Annotated in this window: 9 protein-coding genes; 7 read left to right on the forward strand and 2 right to left on the reverse strand. The window is 66.6% G+C overall.

Annotation, left to right across the window (positions count from 1 at the left end):
- Positions 1 to 3: 3 nt before the first annotated feature.
- Entirely contained in the window at positions 4 to 1479 is a 1476-nt protein-coding gene (sucC, locus tag ACFPPB_RS12560) for an ADP-forming succinate--CoA ligase subunit beta (RefSeq protein ID WP_377327551.1), read from the reverse strand.
- On the opposite strand from sucC, the gene ACFPPB_RS12565 reads away from it, so the two are divergent.
- Entirely contained in the window at positions 1457 to 3109 is a 1653-nt protein-coding gene (locus tag ACFPPB_RS12565) for a sensor histidine kinase (protein ID WP_377327553.1), read from the forward strand. The two genes, sucC and ACFPPB_RS12565, sit on opposite strands and share 23 nt — an antisense overlap.
- 5 nt (positions 3110 to 3114) lie before the next feature.
- Here the strand turns inward: ACFPPB_RS12565 and ACFPPB_RS12570 are convergent, their stop codons facing one another.
- Positions 3115 to 4119 carry a LacI family DNA-binding transcriptional regulator gene (locus tag ACFPPB_RS12570; protein WP_377327555.1) on the reverse strand — a complete coding sequence of 335 codons (1005 nt, stop codon included), beginning with the start codon at positions 4117 to 4119 and terminating at the stop codon, positions 3115 to 3117.
- Between the two features lie 335 nt (positions 4120 to 4454).
- Here ACFPPB_RS12570 and pgmB point away from each other — a divergent pair, with 335 nt between their 5' ends.
- The 6 genes from pgmB to ACFPPB_RS12600 all read left to right on the forward strand — a co-directional run bounded on the left by pgmB (position 4455) and on the right by ACFPPB_RS12600 (position 17480).
- Entirely contained in the window at positions 4455 to 7571 is a 3117-nt protein-coding gene (gene pgmB / locus ACFPPB_RS12575) for a beta-phosphoglucomutase (RefSeq protein WP_377327557.1), read from the forward strand.
- On the forward strand, positions 7568 to 10111 hold the full coding sequence (locus tag ACFPPB_RS12580) for a TonB-dependent receptor (RefSeq protein ID WP_377327559.1): 2544 nt from the start codon (positions 7568 to 7570) through the stop codon (positions 10109 to 10111). The genes pgmB and ACFPPB_RS12580 overlap by 4 nt, the downstream gene beginning before the upstream one ends.
- Before the next feature lie 293 nt (positions 10112 to 10404).
- Positions 10405 to 11670, forward strand: coding sequence for an MFS transporter (locus ACFPPB_RS12585; protein ID WP_377327561.1), 1266 nt, complete (start codon positions 10405 to 10407; stop codon positions 11668 to 11670).
- Positions 11671 to 11764: 94 nt separating this feature from the next.
- Positions 11765 to 14014 carry a glycosyl hydrolase family 95 catalytic domain-containing protein gene (locus ACFPPB_RS12590; protein WP_377327605.1) on the forward strand — a complete coding sequence of 750 codons (2250 nt, stop codon included), beginning with the start codon at positions 11765 to 11767 and terminating at the stop codon, positions 14012 to 14014.
- 72 nt (positions 14015 to 14086) lie between these two features.
- Positions 14087 to 16363 (forward strand): glycoside hydrolase family 65 protein, encoded by a 2277-nt coding sequence (locus tag ACFPPB_RS12595; RefSeq protein WP_377327563.1) that lies wholly within the window; start codon positions 14087 to 14089, stop codon positions 16361 to 16363.
- Positions 16364 to 16400: 37 nt separating this feature from the next.
- Complete coding sequence (locus ACFPPB_RS12600) at positions 16401 to 17480, forward strand: alpha/beta hydrolase (protein WP_377327565.1); 1080 nt, start codon at positions 16401 to 16403, stop codon at positions 17478 to 17480.
- Positions 17481 to 17484 lie beyond the last annotated feature (4 nt).

Raw genomic sequence — 17484 nt, forward strand, 5'->3', positions numbered from 1 at the left:
TCCTCAGCCCTTGGCCGCAGCCACGGCTTTCTGGGCCGCGTCGTTGAGATCATCGGCCGGCGTGATCGCCAGGCCGGAATTGGCCAGCAGTTCGCGGCCCTGATCGACATTGGTGCCCTGCAGGCGCACCACCACGGGAATCTTCAGGCCCACTTCCTTGACCGCGGCGATGATGCCTTCGGCAATCAGGTCGCAGCGCACGATGCCGCCGAAGATGTTGACCAGGATGCAGTTGACCTTGTCCGAGGACAGGATCAGCTTGAACGCCTCGGTGACGCGCTCCTTGGTGGCGCCGCCGCCGACGTCGAGAAAGTTGGCCGGCTCGCCGCCCGCCAGCTTGATCACGTCCATGGTGGCCATCGCCAGACCGGCGCCGTTGACCATGCAGCCGATGGTGCCGTCCATCGTCACGTAGTTGAGGTTGTTCTGCAGCGCGGCCGCTTCGGCGGCGTCTTCCTGGGTCAGGTCGCGCATTGCGGCCAGGTTCGGGTGACGGAACTCGGCGTTGTCGTCGGAGTTGACCTTGCCGTCGAGCGCGGCGAGATTGCCGTCTTCCAGCACGGCGAGCGGGTTCAGCTCGACCAGCGCCAGGTCCTGTTCGTTGAACAGCTTGTACAGGCCCAGCATGATTTTCGTCAGCTGGTTGACCTGCTTGCCGGTCAGGTCCATCGCGAACCCGAGCTGGCGGCACTGGTACGGCTGCAGGCCCTCGACGAAGTCGATCACGATGGTGTGGATGTCTTCCGGAGTCTCCTTGGCGACCTGCTCGATGTCGACGCCGCCGTGCTTGGAGGCGATGAACGAGATCGCCTTGCTGTCGCGGTCGACCAGGATCGAGAGGTACAGCTCCTTGGCGATATCGGTGGCGTCGGTCACCAGCACCAGGTTCACCGGCAGCGCGCGGCCGGCCGACTGGTAGGTTTCCATGTGGGTGCCGAGCATGCCCTTGGCGGCGGCGCGCACATCGTCGAAGCTGCGGCAGAACTTGACGCCGCCTGACTTGCCGCGGCCGCCGGCATGAATCTGCGCCTTGACCATCCACTGGGTACCGCCCAGCGCCTTGGCGGCGTCGACGGCAGCATCGGGAGAGTTGGCGATCTTGCCCGGCGGCACGGCGATGCCGTACTGCGCAAACAGTTCTTTGGCCTGGTATTCGTGGAAATTCATTCGATACCTCGAGCGAACGGAGAAACAATGGCGACTGCACGCGTGCAAAAACCGCGTGGGTGAGTAGGTCGGACGGCGGATTGGTGCATGGCCCGGAGGTCGTGCGCCTGCCGCGCGAACTGGCAGAAACCGCGCAATACGGCCGCTCATTTTCGCGGAAGCGGGCGGCAATGGAAAGAGCGGGCTGTTATGACGCCCGCGCAGGCCGGTTTCATGCGGTTTCACGCACGGCACGGCGCCGGCCAGCCCGTCTATACTCGGCTGGAACCGCCACAGAGTGCCCAGCCACGTGTCCAGCACACCGCCTTTCATTGCCTCGTCCGCAAACCCGGCAACGATTCGCCACGAGCTGTCGTTCCTCAACGTGTTCCGGCTGGTGCAGGCCCTGGTGTATTGCGGGCTGGCGTTCGGTCCGTCCGGGCTGGGTTGGCCGCAGCTGGCGGAACCCGGCTTTGCCCGCACCGTCACCACGCTGTACCTGATCTTCGCGCTGTTGGCGCTGTTGCTGAACCGGCGCAGCATGCCGTATGCCCGCACGGCCGTGGCGACCGCCCTGGTGGTCGACATTGCGGCCGCCGTGCTGACGATCACCGCGATGAACGATGCGCGCATCGGTATCGCGATGATGCTGGCGGTAAACCTCAGCGCCGGTGCGCTGATCCTGCCGCTGAGGCTGTCCAGCTTCTTCGCCGCGCTGGCCACGCTGGGCATGCTCGGGCACACCTTCTTCGACACCTCGGCGAACAGCCGCGGCGACCGCGACCTGCTCGAGGCGGCGTTGTTCGGCCTCGCCTACTTCGCCACCACCACCTTGTGCCATGTGCTGGGCCGGCAACTGCGCGCCACCGAAGCGCTGGCCGAGCAACGCAGCACCGACCTGGCCAACCTGGCCCAGGTCAACGAGCTGATCATTCGGCGCATGAAGACCGGCGTGCTGCTGGTCGACGACGCCAACCGCATCCACCAGATCAACGAGTCGGCATGGATGCTGATGGGCAACCCGGGCGCCGACCAGCGCGACCTGGGCCAGCTGGCGCCGGAACTGTCGCGCCGGCTCTACCATTGGATGACGTCCGGCAAGCTGGACGAGACCGCCACCCAGCTCGCCGACGGCGTGCCCGAAGTGGTGCCGCGCTTCACCCGGCTGGCACCGAACGACGACTCGCACGTGTTGATCTTCCTGGACGACACCTCGCTGCTGTCGCGCCGCGCCGAAGAACTCACGCTGACCTCGCTGGGCCGGCTGTCCGCCTCGATCGCGCACGAGATCCGCAATCCGCTGGCGGCGATCCGCTACTCGGCGCAGTTGCTGGCCGAGTCGAAAAGCATGGACTCCACCGACCAGCGCATGGTCGAAATCATCAACAACCACTGCATCCGGCTCAACGAGATCATCGAGAACATCCTGCAGCTGTCGCGGCGCGAGCGCTCGCGGCCGGAAACGCTGGATCTCGGCCACTGGGCGCAGGTCTTCGTCGAGGAGTACAGCCAGGGCAACGACCTCGGCGCCGATTCGCTGCGGGCGATCGCCGGCAGCGGCGCTCCGGTAGCGGCGGTGGCCGATCCGCAACAGTTGCAGCAGGTGGTATGGAACCTGGTGCAGAACGCGCTGCGCTACGGCCGCCTGCCCGGCGAGCCGGCACGGGTGATGGTGGTGACCCGGCAAGGCGAGCACGGCCTGCCGATCCTGGAAGTGATCGACCGCGGCCCCGGCATCGCGCCGAAAGTGGCCGCGCAGATTTTCGAACCGTTCTACACCACCCACGAATACGGCACCGGCCTGGGCTTGTACCTGGCCCGGCAGATGAGCGACGCCAACCAGGCGGCGCTGGAATACGTGCGCGTGGCCGGCGGCGGCAGCTGTTTCCGGCTGGTGCTGACGCCGCCGGCGCGCAGCCCCTCCGATCCCGCCGAAACCACCCAGACCACCGCCGCGCGCTGAACCGGTCAGGTCGAGCGCACTATCAGGCTCACCGGCAGGCTTTCCGAACTGGCCCGCTCGCCGTCTATCAACGCCAGCACCTTGCGCGCCAGCAGCATGCCGCCTTCCTGCCAATCCTGCCGCACCGAACTCAGCGGCGGCAGGAAGCTGGCGCCCAGCGGCATGTCGTCGTAGCCGACCACCGAGACATCGGCCGGCACCGAGCGCCCCAGGTCCAGCGTGGCCCGGATCGCACCCATGGCCAGCAGATCGTTGCAGGCGAAGATCGCGTCGAACCCCACCTTGCGCGCATGCAGCGAACGCACCGCGTCCATGCCCGAGTCCAGGGTGAACTCGTCGCGCCGCATCAGCAGCGGCTTGATGCCGTGCACCGCCAACGCGTCGACGAAGCCATTCAGGCGCGCGAAGATCTCCGGATGGCTGGGATTGCCGATGAACACCGGACGGCGCCGCCCCAGCGCGATGAAGTGCCGGGCCACCACCGTGCCGCCCAGGCGGTTGTCGCTGCCCACCACCACGTGAGTATCGCTGGCCGATTGCGCGCCCCACACCACCATCGGCAGGTGCAGCTTGTCGAATCGACGCACCGCGTCCTGATGCACGCCCTGGCCCAGCAGGATCAACCCGTCGGCGGCCTGCACCGCCGCCGCGCTGGCGCCCTGCCGGGTGGTCAGCAGCACGCTGTAGCCGGCTGCGGTCAGCTCCTGAGAGATGCCGCCCAGCAGCACCAGCGGGTAAGGATCGAGCATGGTGCGATCGGTGGACGGCTTCATCTCCACGATCACCGCCACCGTATGGCTGCGGCGCAGGCGCAGGTTGCGCGCGCTGATGTTGAGCTTGTAGCCGTGCTCTCGCGCCAGCGCCTGGATCCGCTCGCTGGTCTCCGGGTTGACCAGCGGACTGTCGCCCAGCGCCCGCGAGACCGTGATCTTGGATACTCCAGCCAGCTGCGCCAGGTCGGCCATGGTCAGGCTGCCCGACGCATGCTTGCGCGCGCCTTTCTTGCTCAACTATCCGACCCCTGCTGGCTGACCCGATGGGTGCGGTGCCGCGGCGCTGCCGAACTGCAGCGCTGACCGAACCGACGCCGGCAGTGTGTCGACATTCGCCCCATCGATGCAACCTCGCCCTGCGCGGCCGTGACACGCGCCGCCAAAGCGGGCCGAAACCGTCCGAATCGGTGAATTCACTTCGCTCGACTCCCGGAAAACGGCTTTTCCCAAGCCCGCCTAACAAAATGTTATCGATATCTTGATACCGATAACATTTAATGCCAAGCTCGCCGCCAGCCGCAACCTTGCGGGCCGACCGGCCTGATGCGTCAGGCGGAAAGAGAGACCGGATCGTGGATCACTATGCAGCGGTGCCGTTCGACGTTCAGGCGCCGACAATCGGGGGCAAGGCAGCGCCCGACCCCTGGCTGCTGACCCGTCACGGCACCGATCCGGCCGGCTTCGCGCAGGACGAAAGCCTGTTCGCGCTGGCCAACGGCACCCTGGGCGTCCGCGGCAACCTGGAAGAAAGCGACAGCGACAGCCAGGCCACCTTGCTGTCCGCGGTATGGGAACGCACGCCGATCGAGTACCACGAACGGTTTCCGGGCTTCGCCAGCCACACCGACACGCGCATCCCGATCGCCGATGCCGCACGCATCCATCTGCGCCTGGGCGATACGCCGGTGCGGCTCGACCAGGGCGAGTGGCTGCATTTCGAGCGCACGCTCGACCTGCGCAGCGGATGCTACCGGCGCCGGCTGTGCTGGCGGTCGCCGGAAGGCGCCACGCTGGAGATCGAGGCCGAGCGCATCGTGAGCCTGGAGGACGCCGGGCTGCTGGTGATCCACTACCGCGTGCGCTCGCTGGACTACAGCGGCCCGATCACGCTGGAATCGTCGATCAGCACTGCGCGCGAAGCCGCTGAACAAGGCTCCGATCCGCGCATCGGCAGCCACATCGACGGTGGTCTGAGCACTTATGACGCGCGCGCCGAAGAGGACCTCGCCTGGGTCGGCCAGCAGACCACCCACAGCGGCATCCGGCTGATCTGCGCGCAGCGGCATCAGTACGCCGGCGAGTTGCAATTCCGCTACGCGAATCTGGCGCCGCACGGCGTCACCCAGGTCTACGAGGGCGTCCTCGCACCCGGCCAGACGGTGACCCTGGACAAATACGTCGCCTACGCATTCACCGCCCCGTTCGCCAGCGCCCAGGGCGGGGATCAGTCAAGCCACCTGCTCGGGCGCGCGCAGATCTCGCTGGACACGGCCATCGCATTCGGCTACCCGACACTGCTGGCGCGGCAGGCTCAGGTGCTGTCGGCGTTCTGGGCGCAGGCCGATCTGGCCATCGAAGGCGACCCGGCGACCGAACAGGCGCTGCGCTTCAACCTGTTCCATGTGTTCCAGTCGAGCACCCGCGACAGCCACGGCACCACCGCCGCCAAAGGCCTCACCGGCGAAGGCTACGAAGGCCATTATTTCTGGGACGCCGAGGTGTTCATGCTGCCGGTGCTGGCCACCCTGGCGCCGGAGCTGGTGCGCGCGATGCTGACCTATCGCCATCGCACGCTGGACAACGCGCGCCGCCACGCGCGCGAGCTCAACCACCCGCGCGGCGCGCTCTATGCGTGGCGCACGATCAGCGGCGACGAGTGCTCCTCCTACTTCCCCAGCGGCTCGGCGCAATACCACATCAATGCCGCCGTGGCTTGGGCGATCCGCCTCTACGTCGACGCCAGCGGCGACGAGGCGTTCCTGCGCGAACGCGGCGCCGAGATGATCATCGAGACCGCGCGCATCTGGCTGGAAATCGGACATTTCAGCACGCGCCGCAGCGGCGCGTTCTGCATCCATGAAGTGACCGGACCGGACGAATACTCCGCGCTGGTCGACAACAACCACTACACCAACCGGCTGGCGCAGCGGCACCTGCAGGATGCCGCCAACGTCGCCGACTGGATGGCGCTGACGTATCCGGCCGAACATGCCGCCCTCTGCGCACGGATCGCCCTGCATGCCGATGAGCCAGCCCAGTGGCGCCGCGCCGCCCAGGCGATGCATCTGCCGGTCGACGGCGCGCTCGGCATCTTCCCGCAGGACGACGGCTTCCTCGACAAGCCGCTCCTGCCGGCCGAGCTCGCCACCCCGTCGAACCGGCAGCCGCTGCTGCTGCGGCTGCATCCGCTCACCATCTACCGGCACCAGGTCTGCAAGCAGGCCGACACGCTGCTCGCCCTGGTACTGGCGGGCGAACAGGTCGATGTCGCCGCCAAGCGCCGCAACTTCGATTACTACGAAGGCGTCACCGTCCACGACTCCACTTTGTCGGCGTCCACTTTTGCGGTGCTCGCCGCCGAGGTCGGCCACGCCGACAAGGCCCATCGCTATTTCCTGGACACCTTGCGCGTCGACCTGGACGACCTGCACGGCAATGCGGCGCACGGCCTGCACATGGCGGCGATGGCCGGCAGCTGGCTGGCACTGACCTGGGGCTTCGGCGGCCTGCGCGTGCATGGCGGCCTGCCCGCGCTGGCGCCCAGGTTGCCGGCGGCATGGAAGGGCTATCGCTTCGGCCTGCGCTGGCGCGATGCGCATCTGCGCATCGAGGTCGATCGCGACGGCGCGCTGTACACGCTGACCGACGGCAGCGCACTCACCTTCCTGCACGACGGGCTGCCGCAACGCCTGCACGCGGGCCAGCCCCTGCGGCTGAAGTGCGCCGGCTTCGCCGAGGCGACGACGGCGCCCCTGAAAGCGGTGATCTTCGACCTAGACGGCGTGATCGCCGATACCGCGGTGGTCCACCACGCCGCCTGGAAAAGGCTGGCCGGCGAGATCGGCGTGCCGTTCGACGACGCCACCGGCGAACGCATGAAAGGCGTCGACCGCCTCGGCTCGCTGGACATCCTGCTGCAGGCTGCGACGCGTACCTACACGGAAACCGAGAAACATACGCTGGCTGCACATAAAAACGACTATTACCGGGAACAAATCGAGCATTTCGGACCGCGCGACCTGTTGCCGGGCGCGCGCATGGCGATCGAACAGGTGCGCCGGGCCGGGCTCAAGGTGGCGCTGGCTTCGGCGAGCCGCAACGCCAGCTTGCTGCTGGAGCGGCTGGGCATCGCCGACCTTTTCGACGTGATCGTCGACGCCAGCCGGATCAGCCGCTCAAAGCCCGATCCGGAAATTTTCCTCGCCGCGGCAAGCGCTCTGGGCGTGGCGACGGACGAGTGCATCGGCGTCGAGGACGCCGCGGCTGGCATCGCCAGCATTCGCGCCGCGGGGATGGCGGCGGTGGGAATTGGCCAAAGCCAGGTATTGGCCGAGGCGGATCTGGTGTTACCGAGTATCGCGGCATTCGATATGGACATTTTTACGGCAACCCGAACGACGAACTGGCGTGGACCTGTCGTGAGACAGGCCACGACCCAAACTGAAACTGATGGGGAGGAAGTGGCATGAACAACAACAAGCAAATGACCCGATTGATGCTGTCGGCAGCCATCGCAGGCATCCTGATGTCCGCGACGGCCATGGCGCAGGACAACACGCAGGACACCTCGACGGCCCCCGCGCCAGCGGCCGCCAAGAAGGTCCCGCCGCGGCAGGCCAACACCAAGACCACCACGACCCTGCAACAGGTCGTGGTAACCGGTTCGGCCACCGGCGTGAAGAAGATCGACGCCAGCTATACGCTGACCACCGCCAGTGCCGAACAGATCAAGCAGGCCAATCCCAAGAGCACGGCCGATCTGCTGAAGATCGCCCCCGGCCTGTGGCCTGAATCCACCGGCGGCCAGACCGGCGCCAACATCGAGATCGCCGGCTTTCCGGGCGGCGGCGACGCGCCGTTCAACACGGTGCAGCTGATGGGCTCGGCGCTGTACGGCATGCCGACCCTGTCGTTCTTCGAGCAGACCTCGATCTTCCGCCTCGACGACACCATCGAACGCGTCGAGATTCTGCAGGGCGGCCCGTCGGTGGTCTTCGCGGATGGCCAGATCGGCGCCACCGAGAACTTCATCCTGAAACAGGGCACCGAGGTGCCGTCCGGCAGCATCGGCGTCACCTACGGCTCGGAAAACCTGAAGCGCGTCGACGGCTTCTACGGCTTCCAGCTCGCCCCGAACTGGTACAGCAGCGTAGGCGGCTTCTACCGCGACTCGAAGGGTGTACGCGACCCGCAGTTCCCGGCCGACAAGGGCGGCCAGTTCACCGCCACGCTGACCCACGATTCCGACAACGGCACGATGACGCTGTATGCGCGTGCACTGAACGACAAGAACCAGTTCATCACGCCGATCCCGCTGATCCAGAACGGCACCGACAAGTTCAGCGCCTACCCCGGTTTCGATCCGCTCACGGGTACCTACAACAGCAAGTACATCCAGCACGTGTTCCTGGCCGGCTATCCGGGCGGCGGCACCCACGCCGACCTCGCCAACGGCCGCGGCGCGAAGATGAATTTCTTCGGCGGCAACTTCGACTACGACCTGGGCAGCTGGACGATCAGCGACAAGTTCCTCATCGACGCGGGCGATGTCGACACCAACGCGCTGTTCTCAGGTTCGAACCCGGCGTCGTTGAACGACGAGCTGTACAACACCCCGACCGGCCAGGGCGGTTTCGCGCTGCCGGCCGGTTCGGCGACGGCGACCTACGCCGGCCCGGGCGGCGGCGGCGCGGTCGATCCGAACCAGAGCGTGATCCACCAGGGCTGGTGGTACATCCACAAGCACCTGAAGAACATCAACAACGACTTCCGCGTCAGCAAGGAGATCTTCGACGGCAATACGCTGACCGCGGGCTTGTACCTGGCGCACTACACCGACGACGACAAATGGGCACTCGGCAACCAGATGCTGATGACCAATGCGCCGAACGCGCGGCCGATCGCGGTGAGCTATGTCGACGGCGGCCAGACCAAGCAGTTGACCGACAGCCAGGGCTTCCTCGACAACGGCGGCTACAACATCACCGAGAGCGGCAAGGCCACCAACAAGGCGTTCTACCTGTCCGATTCGTGGCACCTCGGCAAGTGGCTGTTCGACGCGTCGGCCCGCCTGGAGAACCAGGATGCCTCCAACACCGTCTGCAACCTGACCAATGTCGATCTGGATCACAACCCGCTCACGCTCTACAACAACAATGTTCCGGTCTGCAACGGCACCTACTCGCGCACCGACTACAACAAGACCCACACCTCCTGGACCGTCGGTGCGAACTACGAGCTGGCCGACAACATGAGCGTCTACGTGCGCGGCAACAAGGGCGTGCACTTCGGCGACTTCGACAACGCGCTGCGCGGCAATACCACCGGCAATACGGCGCCGGTGCAGAAGATCCAGAACATCGAAGCGGGCTTCAAGTACCAGTCGGAACTGGTCTATGCCGACATCAGCATCTATCACAAGCAATTCAACGGCCTCGCCTTCACGCCCACCAACGGCGCCGGCGTCCAGAACGGCAGCCAGCGGCTGTACGGTTCGGACTCCAAGGGCATCAATGTCAGCGGTGCGCTCACCCCGGTCGAGAACCTGAAACTGTCGCTGGTGGCGAACTACCTGGACGGCCACTACACGCACAACAGCTCGTGCTTCCCCTACACCAACGTGGTCACCGGCGTGAATGGCTGCGCGCCGATCAACGGGGTGCAGCTGCAGCGCCAGCCGAAGGTCCGCTACATGTTCACGCCGAGCTACCGGATCCCGTTCGCATGGGGCGACGTGACCGCCTTCGTGACCTATACACATGTCGGCCCGCACACCCAGGACCAGTCCGGCCTGCAGCAGCTGGGCACGTATCACACCTACGACTTCGGTGTGATCGCCAACATCGAGAAGAACTGGCAGCTGCGCCTGCAAGGCACCAACATCACCAACGAACTGGGCCTGACCGAGAGCAATTCGCGCATCTTCGGTACCGCTGTTGCCGGCGGCGTGATCCTGGCCCGGCCGCTGGAAGGCCGCGAGGTCAATTTCCAGGTGAAGTACCTGTTCTAGCAAGCTGTTGAGTCGCGGGGCCATGGATGGCCCACCGCCGATCAGGCAGGAGCCCGATCGGCGCAGCGGGCAGCGACGGACCGATCTGGAACCCGTTTGTACAATCCAGGCCGGCCCCGGGTTTGTTCGATGGAAAGAACGGACCCGCGGGCCGGACCTGGCGTCTTGTTGAGCACAGAACCACCCGCGACAACCATCCGACGGCTCGGCGGCACACGCAGTCCGGGTCATGCCTAAGAAGGTGCGGATCGCGTTCTTACCGAAACCGCACAGGCCGTACCATTGGGGATGACATGAACCGAATCCGCATGATTGTCGCGCTGGCGCTGATCTACATGATCTTCGCGACCCTGCTCAACAGCGTCGGCACGGTGATCCTGCAGTCGATCGCCACATTCGGCATCGACAAGCCCGAGGCCAGCGCGCTGGAGCGCTACAAAGATCTCACGATCGCGTTCACCTCGTTCCTGGTCGCCTCGTTCCTGCCGATGTTCGGCTACCGGCGTTCGATGATGCTGGCCCTGGCCATCGTCGGCGGCGCCTGCGTGCTCATGCCGCTCTATCCCGGTTTCCTGACCACCCGGCTGTTGTTCGCCTGCGTGGGCGTCGGCTTTGCGATGGCCAAGGTCAGCGTGTATTCCTCCATCGGCCTGCTCACCACCGACCGGGTGGGCCACTCGCGGCTGACCAACACCATCGAAGGCCTGTTCATGGTCGGCGTGCTCGGCGGCAACTGGATATTCAGTGCGTTCGTCGACTCGACGCATCCGGGCAATCCGGTGTGGTTCAACGTGTACTGGCTGATCGCCGGCGCGTGCGCGCTGGTGATCGTACTGCTGGCCGGCAGCCGGCTCGACGAGAGCGCGGCGCATGCGCACGGACACAACAATTCCTTCGCCGACTCGTTGATGGAGATGCTGCGGCTGTTCGTGCGGCCGCTGGTATATGTGTTCCTTGCCTCGGCGTTCCTCTACGTACTGATCGAACAGAGCTTCGGCACCTGGCTGCCCACCTTCAACAGCGAGATCCTGAAGCTGCCCAACGCCATGAGCATCCAGTTCGCGAGCATCCTCGCCGGCATGACCGCACTGGGCCGCATCGGTGCCGGCGTCGTGCTCAAGCGCGTGCGCTGGCACGTGCTTCTCAACGTGTGCGTGGTGGCGATGGGCGTGCTGGTCGTGCTGGTGCTGCCGTTGGCCCGCGGCGTCGAGGCACGGCCGGACGTCGGCTGGTTCAACGCGCCGGCCGCCGCCTATCTGATCCCGCTGCTCGGCCTGCTGATGGCACCGATCTACCCGGTGATCAATTCGGTCGCCCTGAGCTCGCTGCCCAAGCCGATGCACGCGGCGATGACCGGATTGATCGTGGTGTTCTCCGCGCTCGGCGGCACCATGGGCTCGTACATCACGGCGCGTGTGTTCGCCAGCTTCGACGGCATCCACGCGTTCTATTTCTCGCTGCTGCCGATGAGCCTGATCCTGGTCACGCTGTTCTTCTTCAAGCGCGAGACCGACCGCGCCGCCGTGCTGGCCGTCGCGCCGACGGAAGCGTTGCCATGAGCCCCGGCCACCGCGAGTCCCTCGCCATCGGTGCGACTCGCACGGCGTGCCGACGACTGCACCACACCTTGCCCCGAGGAGCCACGCCGAGATGATTTCGCCACGCCACCACCTGCTTCCCGGCATTGCGCTGGCCTTGCTGCTGGCCAGCACGGGTACTCGCGCGGCCGCCACCGACCCCAGCTTCCTGCTCACCGGCACCGCGGAGAATTTCGGCACATATTTCCCCAGCTACCTGGCCAACGGCTATTTCTCCACGATGACCTCGGTGCGCGGCACCGAGGGCAACCGCGCGTACATGGTCGCGTTCATGGACTACAAGCCCGGCGACATCGCGCGTCCTGCCGCGATTCCCGGCTGGAGCGAGATCGACTACAACCCCGGCGGCGGCTGGCTCAATTCGACCCGGCTGGGAGCGAACATCTTCACCGGCTACAAGCAGACGCTGGACATGCACGACGGCACGCTGTCGACCCGCTACCGCTTCGAGTATGCGAACAAGGCTACCGATGTCGAAGTCACCACCTTCGTCAGCCAGGCCTCGCCGCACCTGGCGGCGACCCGGCTCACGATCACGCCGCAGTTCGACGGCAGCGTGCAGCTGACCTTCCCGATCCGGTTGTGGTCGGAGCACCAGCCGCGCTTTCCGATCGCCAGCATGAGCGGCGACGAGATGATCGCGGCGGTGATCGCCAGCGGCCAGACGCTGGACAACAAGCCGGTGCCCACGCCCGACCGCGCCGCCGTGTGGTACCCCGGCTACACCCGCGTGGCGGCCAGCGACGGCGATGCCAAGGAGCTGACGCTGTGGCTGGACGGCCAGGCCGAACACGGCCTGACGATGGCCGAAGCCGCGGCGATCGGCCTGCCGCCGGGCCTGGTGGTCGAGGACGCGAAGCTGGAAAAAAGCCTGTACAAGCTGTCGCTGAACCTCGTCGTCAAGGTGCAGAAAGGCAAGACCTATACCTTCACCAAGTACATCGCCGCCTCCCGCCAGGACTGGGGCGGCAAGGCCAGCGACGACGTGGCGCTGGCCACGGCAGCGCGCCGGAAGGGCTTCGACCGGCTGCTGGCTGAACACCGGGCCGCCTGGCACGGGCTGTGGAAGTCCGACATCGTGGTCGACGGCGATCCGCAAGTGCAGCGCGCCGTGCATTCGGACCTGTACTACCTGCTGTCCAACTCCACGGTGGATACGGCCTGGCCGATGGGTGCCTGTGCGCTGACCCCGGGCTACGCCGGCCACGCGTTCTGGGACAGTGATTCGTGGGTGTTCCCCGCCCTGCTCCTGCTGCATCCGGAGCGCGCCAAACCGATCGTGATGTTCCGCGCGCGCACGATGCAGCCCGCGCGCGAGCGCGCGAAGCAGTACGGCGTGAAGGGCACGATGTATCCGTGGGAGGCCGACCCGGAAACCGGCGTGGACTACACCCCGCACTTCGCCTACGGCGTGTTCCGCGAGATCCACGTCAACGCCGACATCGCGATCGCGCAGTGGCAGTACTACCTCGCCAGCGGCGACGACGCATGGCTCAAGCAGCGTGGCTGGCCGGTGATCCGCGGGATCGCGCAGTTCTGGGCCAGCCGGGTGACGTACGACAAGGGCCACGACCGCTACGAGATCGAGCACGTCACCTCGCCCGACGAGGCCTACGACGACGTGCCGAACGACTCGTTCACCAACGCCGCGGCACGCAAGGCGCTGCGGATCGCGGTGAAGGCCGCGGCGAAGGTGGGCGCCAAGGCCGACCCGCAGTGGTCGGTCATCGCGGACAAGATGTACATCCCGTTCGACGAGAAGGCACAGCGCCATCTCGACTTCGACGCCTCGGTGCCGCACGACAAGATCACCTGGATGGGTTCGTCGCTGGCCTGGCTGATGTATCCCAACCTCGACCTGCCGATGTCGCCGCAGGTGCGCCGCAACGACTTCGCGTTCCAGCTGCACGAACTGAAAGTGCACGGCGACGATCCCAACGAGATGATGATGGTGATGCTCGCGGTGGGCGCGGCCGAGCTGGGCGACGGCAAAACCGCCGGCGAATGGATCCAGCGCAACCTGGTCGGCTTCCTGAAGCCGCCGTTCAACGTGCGCACGGAAACCGTCGCCAACAACGCCGGCTACATTCTGGCGACTTCGGCCGGATTCGTGCAGAGCTTCGTCTACGGCCTCAGCGGCCTGCGCATCGAGGACGATGGCCTGGCCGAGGCCTATGCGCCAGTGCTGCCGCCGGGCTGGAAATCGCTGACGCTGAAGAACATCACCTTCCGCGGCCGGCACTACGACATCACTATCGATCGCGGTGCCGACGGCAAGGCCAAGCTGACCCGCACGGCGATCTGAAACTTCGCAACCCGGCCGCACCCGGACTGACCGGGTGCGGCCGGTAACGACCGGCAACACCGGGAGGTCGAGATGAAGCGCGCATCCCGTCGGCGGTGGCACCTCGCGGCGCTGGCCGTCATCGGCCTCTGCGGTGCCGTCGACGCACGGGCCGCCACCGATCCCGGCTTTCTGCTGACGGCCACCGCGAAGGACCTCGCCAGCTACTTTCCCGGCCAGCTCGCCAACGGTTATCTGTCGACGCTGACCGCACCGCGCGGTACCGAGGGCAATCTGGCCTACCTGGTCGCGTTCATGGACTATGCGAAGGGCGATATCGCGCGTCCCGCCGCGGTGCCCGGCTGGAGCGAGATCGACTACAGCACGGGCAACTCGCCGGCCGGCCACTTCTGGCTCAACCAGGCCGCGCTGAGTCCGGCCGTGTTCCAGGACTACCGGCAGCAGCTGAATCTGCACGACGGCACGCTCACCACGCGCTACCGCTACCTCGACCATGGCCGGGCAACGCGTATCGAGGTACTCAGCCTGGTCAGCCAGGCGTCGCCGCATCTCGCCGCGACCCGGTTGTCGATCACGCCGGAGTTCGACGGCGAGGTGGAATTGTCGTTTGCGCTGAATCTGTGGGCGCCGCATCAGCCGCGTTTCCCGCTGACGCGCCTGAGCGGCGATGAAATGCAGGAGGCGATGGCGGCGAACAACCTGAAGCTCGAACCCGTCGCACCGGCCACGCCCGACCGCGCGGCGCTCTGGTACCACGGCGACACGCACGTCACCACCGCCGATGGCGACACGGGCGACCGCACGCTGTGGCTGGACGGCCACGCCGAGCAAGGCCTGGCCATGGCCGAGGCGGCCGCGATCGATCTGCCCGCGGGCCTGCAGCCCACCGCCCTGCGGGTGTATCGGAGCGCCTATCGGCTGGCGCTGAACCTCACCGTGAAAGTGCGCAAGGGACAGACCTACGCCTTCGCCAAATTCGTCGCGCTGTCGCGCGCAGGCTGGGGCGACGACGCGAAGCAGGATCGCGCGCTGGCCGTGGCTGCACGCACGGCCGGCTTCCAGCATCTGCTCGACGCGCATCTCCACGCCTGGAGCAAACTGTGGGCATCGGATATCCGCATCGACGGCGATCCGCAGGCGCAGCAGGTCGTCCACTCCGACCTCTACTACCTGTTGTCCAACACTGCCCCTGACACCGCCTGGCCGGCCGGTGCCTGCGGCATGACGCCCGGCTACGCCGGCCACGTGTTCTGGGACAGCGACACCTGGGTCTTTCCCGCGCTGCTGCTGCTGCATCCGCAGCGGGCGAAATCGCTGGTGATGTTCCGCTCACGCACCTTGCCCGCGGCCGAAGCCCGCGCGCAGGCACGCGGCCTGCGCGGCGCGATGTTCCCGTGGGAGGCCGATCCGCAGGACGGCAGCGAGCAGACGCCGCACATGGCCTACGTACTCGGCGAGCGCGAGATCCACGTCAACGCCGACGTCGCCATCGCCCAGTGGCAGTATTACCTGGCCAGCGGCGATCGCCAGTGGCTGGCCCGCCACGGCTGGCCGGTGATACGCGACGTGGCGGATTTCTGGGCCAGCCGCGCGACCTGGGCGGCAAGCCGGCACCGCTACGAGATCCAGCACGTCACCTCTGTGCTTGAGGCCTACAACGACGTCCCGAACGACACGTTCACCAACGCCTCGGCGCGCAAGGCGCTGAACATCGCCGTCGCCGCCGCGTCCGTCGTCGGCGTGAAGCCGGACCCGCACTGGTCGGATGTCGCCGCGCAACTGCACATCCCGTTCTCCGCGAAGGACGGGCACCATCTCGATTTCGACGAAAGCGTGGCGCACGACATCGATGCCTGGGGCGACACCGCGTTGCCGGCGCTCGCCTATCCCTCGCTGGATATGCCGATGAGCGCCGACGTGCGTCGCCACGATTTCAACTACGCGATGGGGCTGATCGAACGGTCGCGGCAGGAGCCGAACAGCATGGGGCTTTCGCCGGTGTCGATCGCCGCCGCCGCGCTGGGCGACGCGAAGACGGCCGGCGCGTGGTTCCAGCGCAACCTCACCACCCACGTGCTGAAGCCGCCGTTCAACGTGCGCACCGAGACCGCCACCAACAACACCGGCTATTTCCTGACCGCCTCGGGCGGCCTGCTGCAGAGCCTCATCTACGGCTTCACCGGCCTGCGCATCGAACAGGACGGGCTGGTCCAGGCGTACGCGCCGGTGCTGCCGCCGCCGTGGAAGTCGTTCAGGCTGAAGCACGTCAGCTTGCGCGGCCGCTACTACGACATCACGGTCCGGCGTGCAGCGGACGGCAAGCCGGAACTGGTACGCCACGCACTCTGAACCGCCATCGCCACCCGCATCGACGAGGAGAAAGGTCATGCCCGCAGCACGCCCCCGACAGCTGACACGGGTCATCCTGTGCTGTGCCGGATTGCTCGGTGCCGCCGCGGTCGCCGCGCAGACGACGCAGCGGCCCCCTGTCGACCGCGACGGCAACGTGAGCGTGCCGTCTTTCGTCGTGCCCTACTCGGCGTACGCCTCGCCCGAGGCGCGCAGGCAGTTCCAGATCATGCTCGAACAAGGCCGGCATGCACCGGGCATCGGATCTATCGCTGCCAGCCGCACTTACTACGACAGGATCAACACCGACCGCGCCGATCGCATGCGAAAAATTTATCCGGTGAGCATCCGCGCCCAGACCCTCGGCGGCGTGCCCACCAACGTGGTGCTGCCGGCGCGGGGCATCGCCGCCTCGCAGCGACACCGCGTGCTGATCAACCTGCACGGCGGCGCGTTCCTTTGGGGCGCGCGCAGCGGCGGGCTGGTGGAGTCGATCCCGCTGGCCAGCCTGGGCCGGATCAAGGTCGTCAGCGTCGACTACCGGCAAGGGCCGGAGCATGTCTTCCCGGCCGCCAGCGAGGACGTCGAGGCGGTTTATCGTGCCCTGCTCAAGCAGTATCCGGCCAGGAACATCGGCATTTACGGCTGCTCCGCCGGCGGCGTGCTCACCGGCGAGGCGGTGGCGCGCATCATCACCAGCAAGTTGCCGGTGCCGGGGGCGATCGGCACCTTTTGCGGCTCGATCAGCGACCTCGGCGGCGATTCCGCCTACGTGGCGCCCGTGCTGAGCGGCGATCCCCCGCCGGGCCGGCCGCTGCAGCTGGCCGACCTGCCGTACTTCAACGGCGCCAAGGCCAGCGATCCCCTGGTGTTTCCCGCCAACTCGCCCGCGCTGCTGGCGAAATTCCCGCCGACCCTGCTGATCGCCGGCACGCGCGACTTCACCATGAGCTCGGTCGTGCACAGCCAGGCATTGCTGGCCGCGGCCGGGGTGGACACCGAGCTGCATGTCTGGGCCGGCATGTGGCATTCGTTCTTCTCGGACCCGGAAATGCCCGAATCCCGCCAGGCCTATGCCGTGATGGTGAAGTTCTTCGACCGCAGGCTGGGACGCTGACAGT

Source organism: Rhodanobacter terrae, from assembly GCF_042657005.1.
In the GTDB taxonomy this organism is placed as follows: Bacteria; Pseudomonadota; Gammaproteobacteria; order Xanthomonadales; family Rhodanobacteraceae; genus Rhodanobacter; species Rhodanobacter terrae.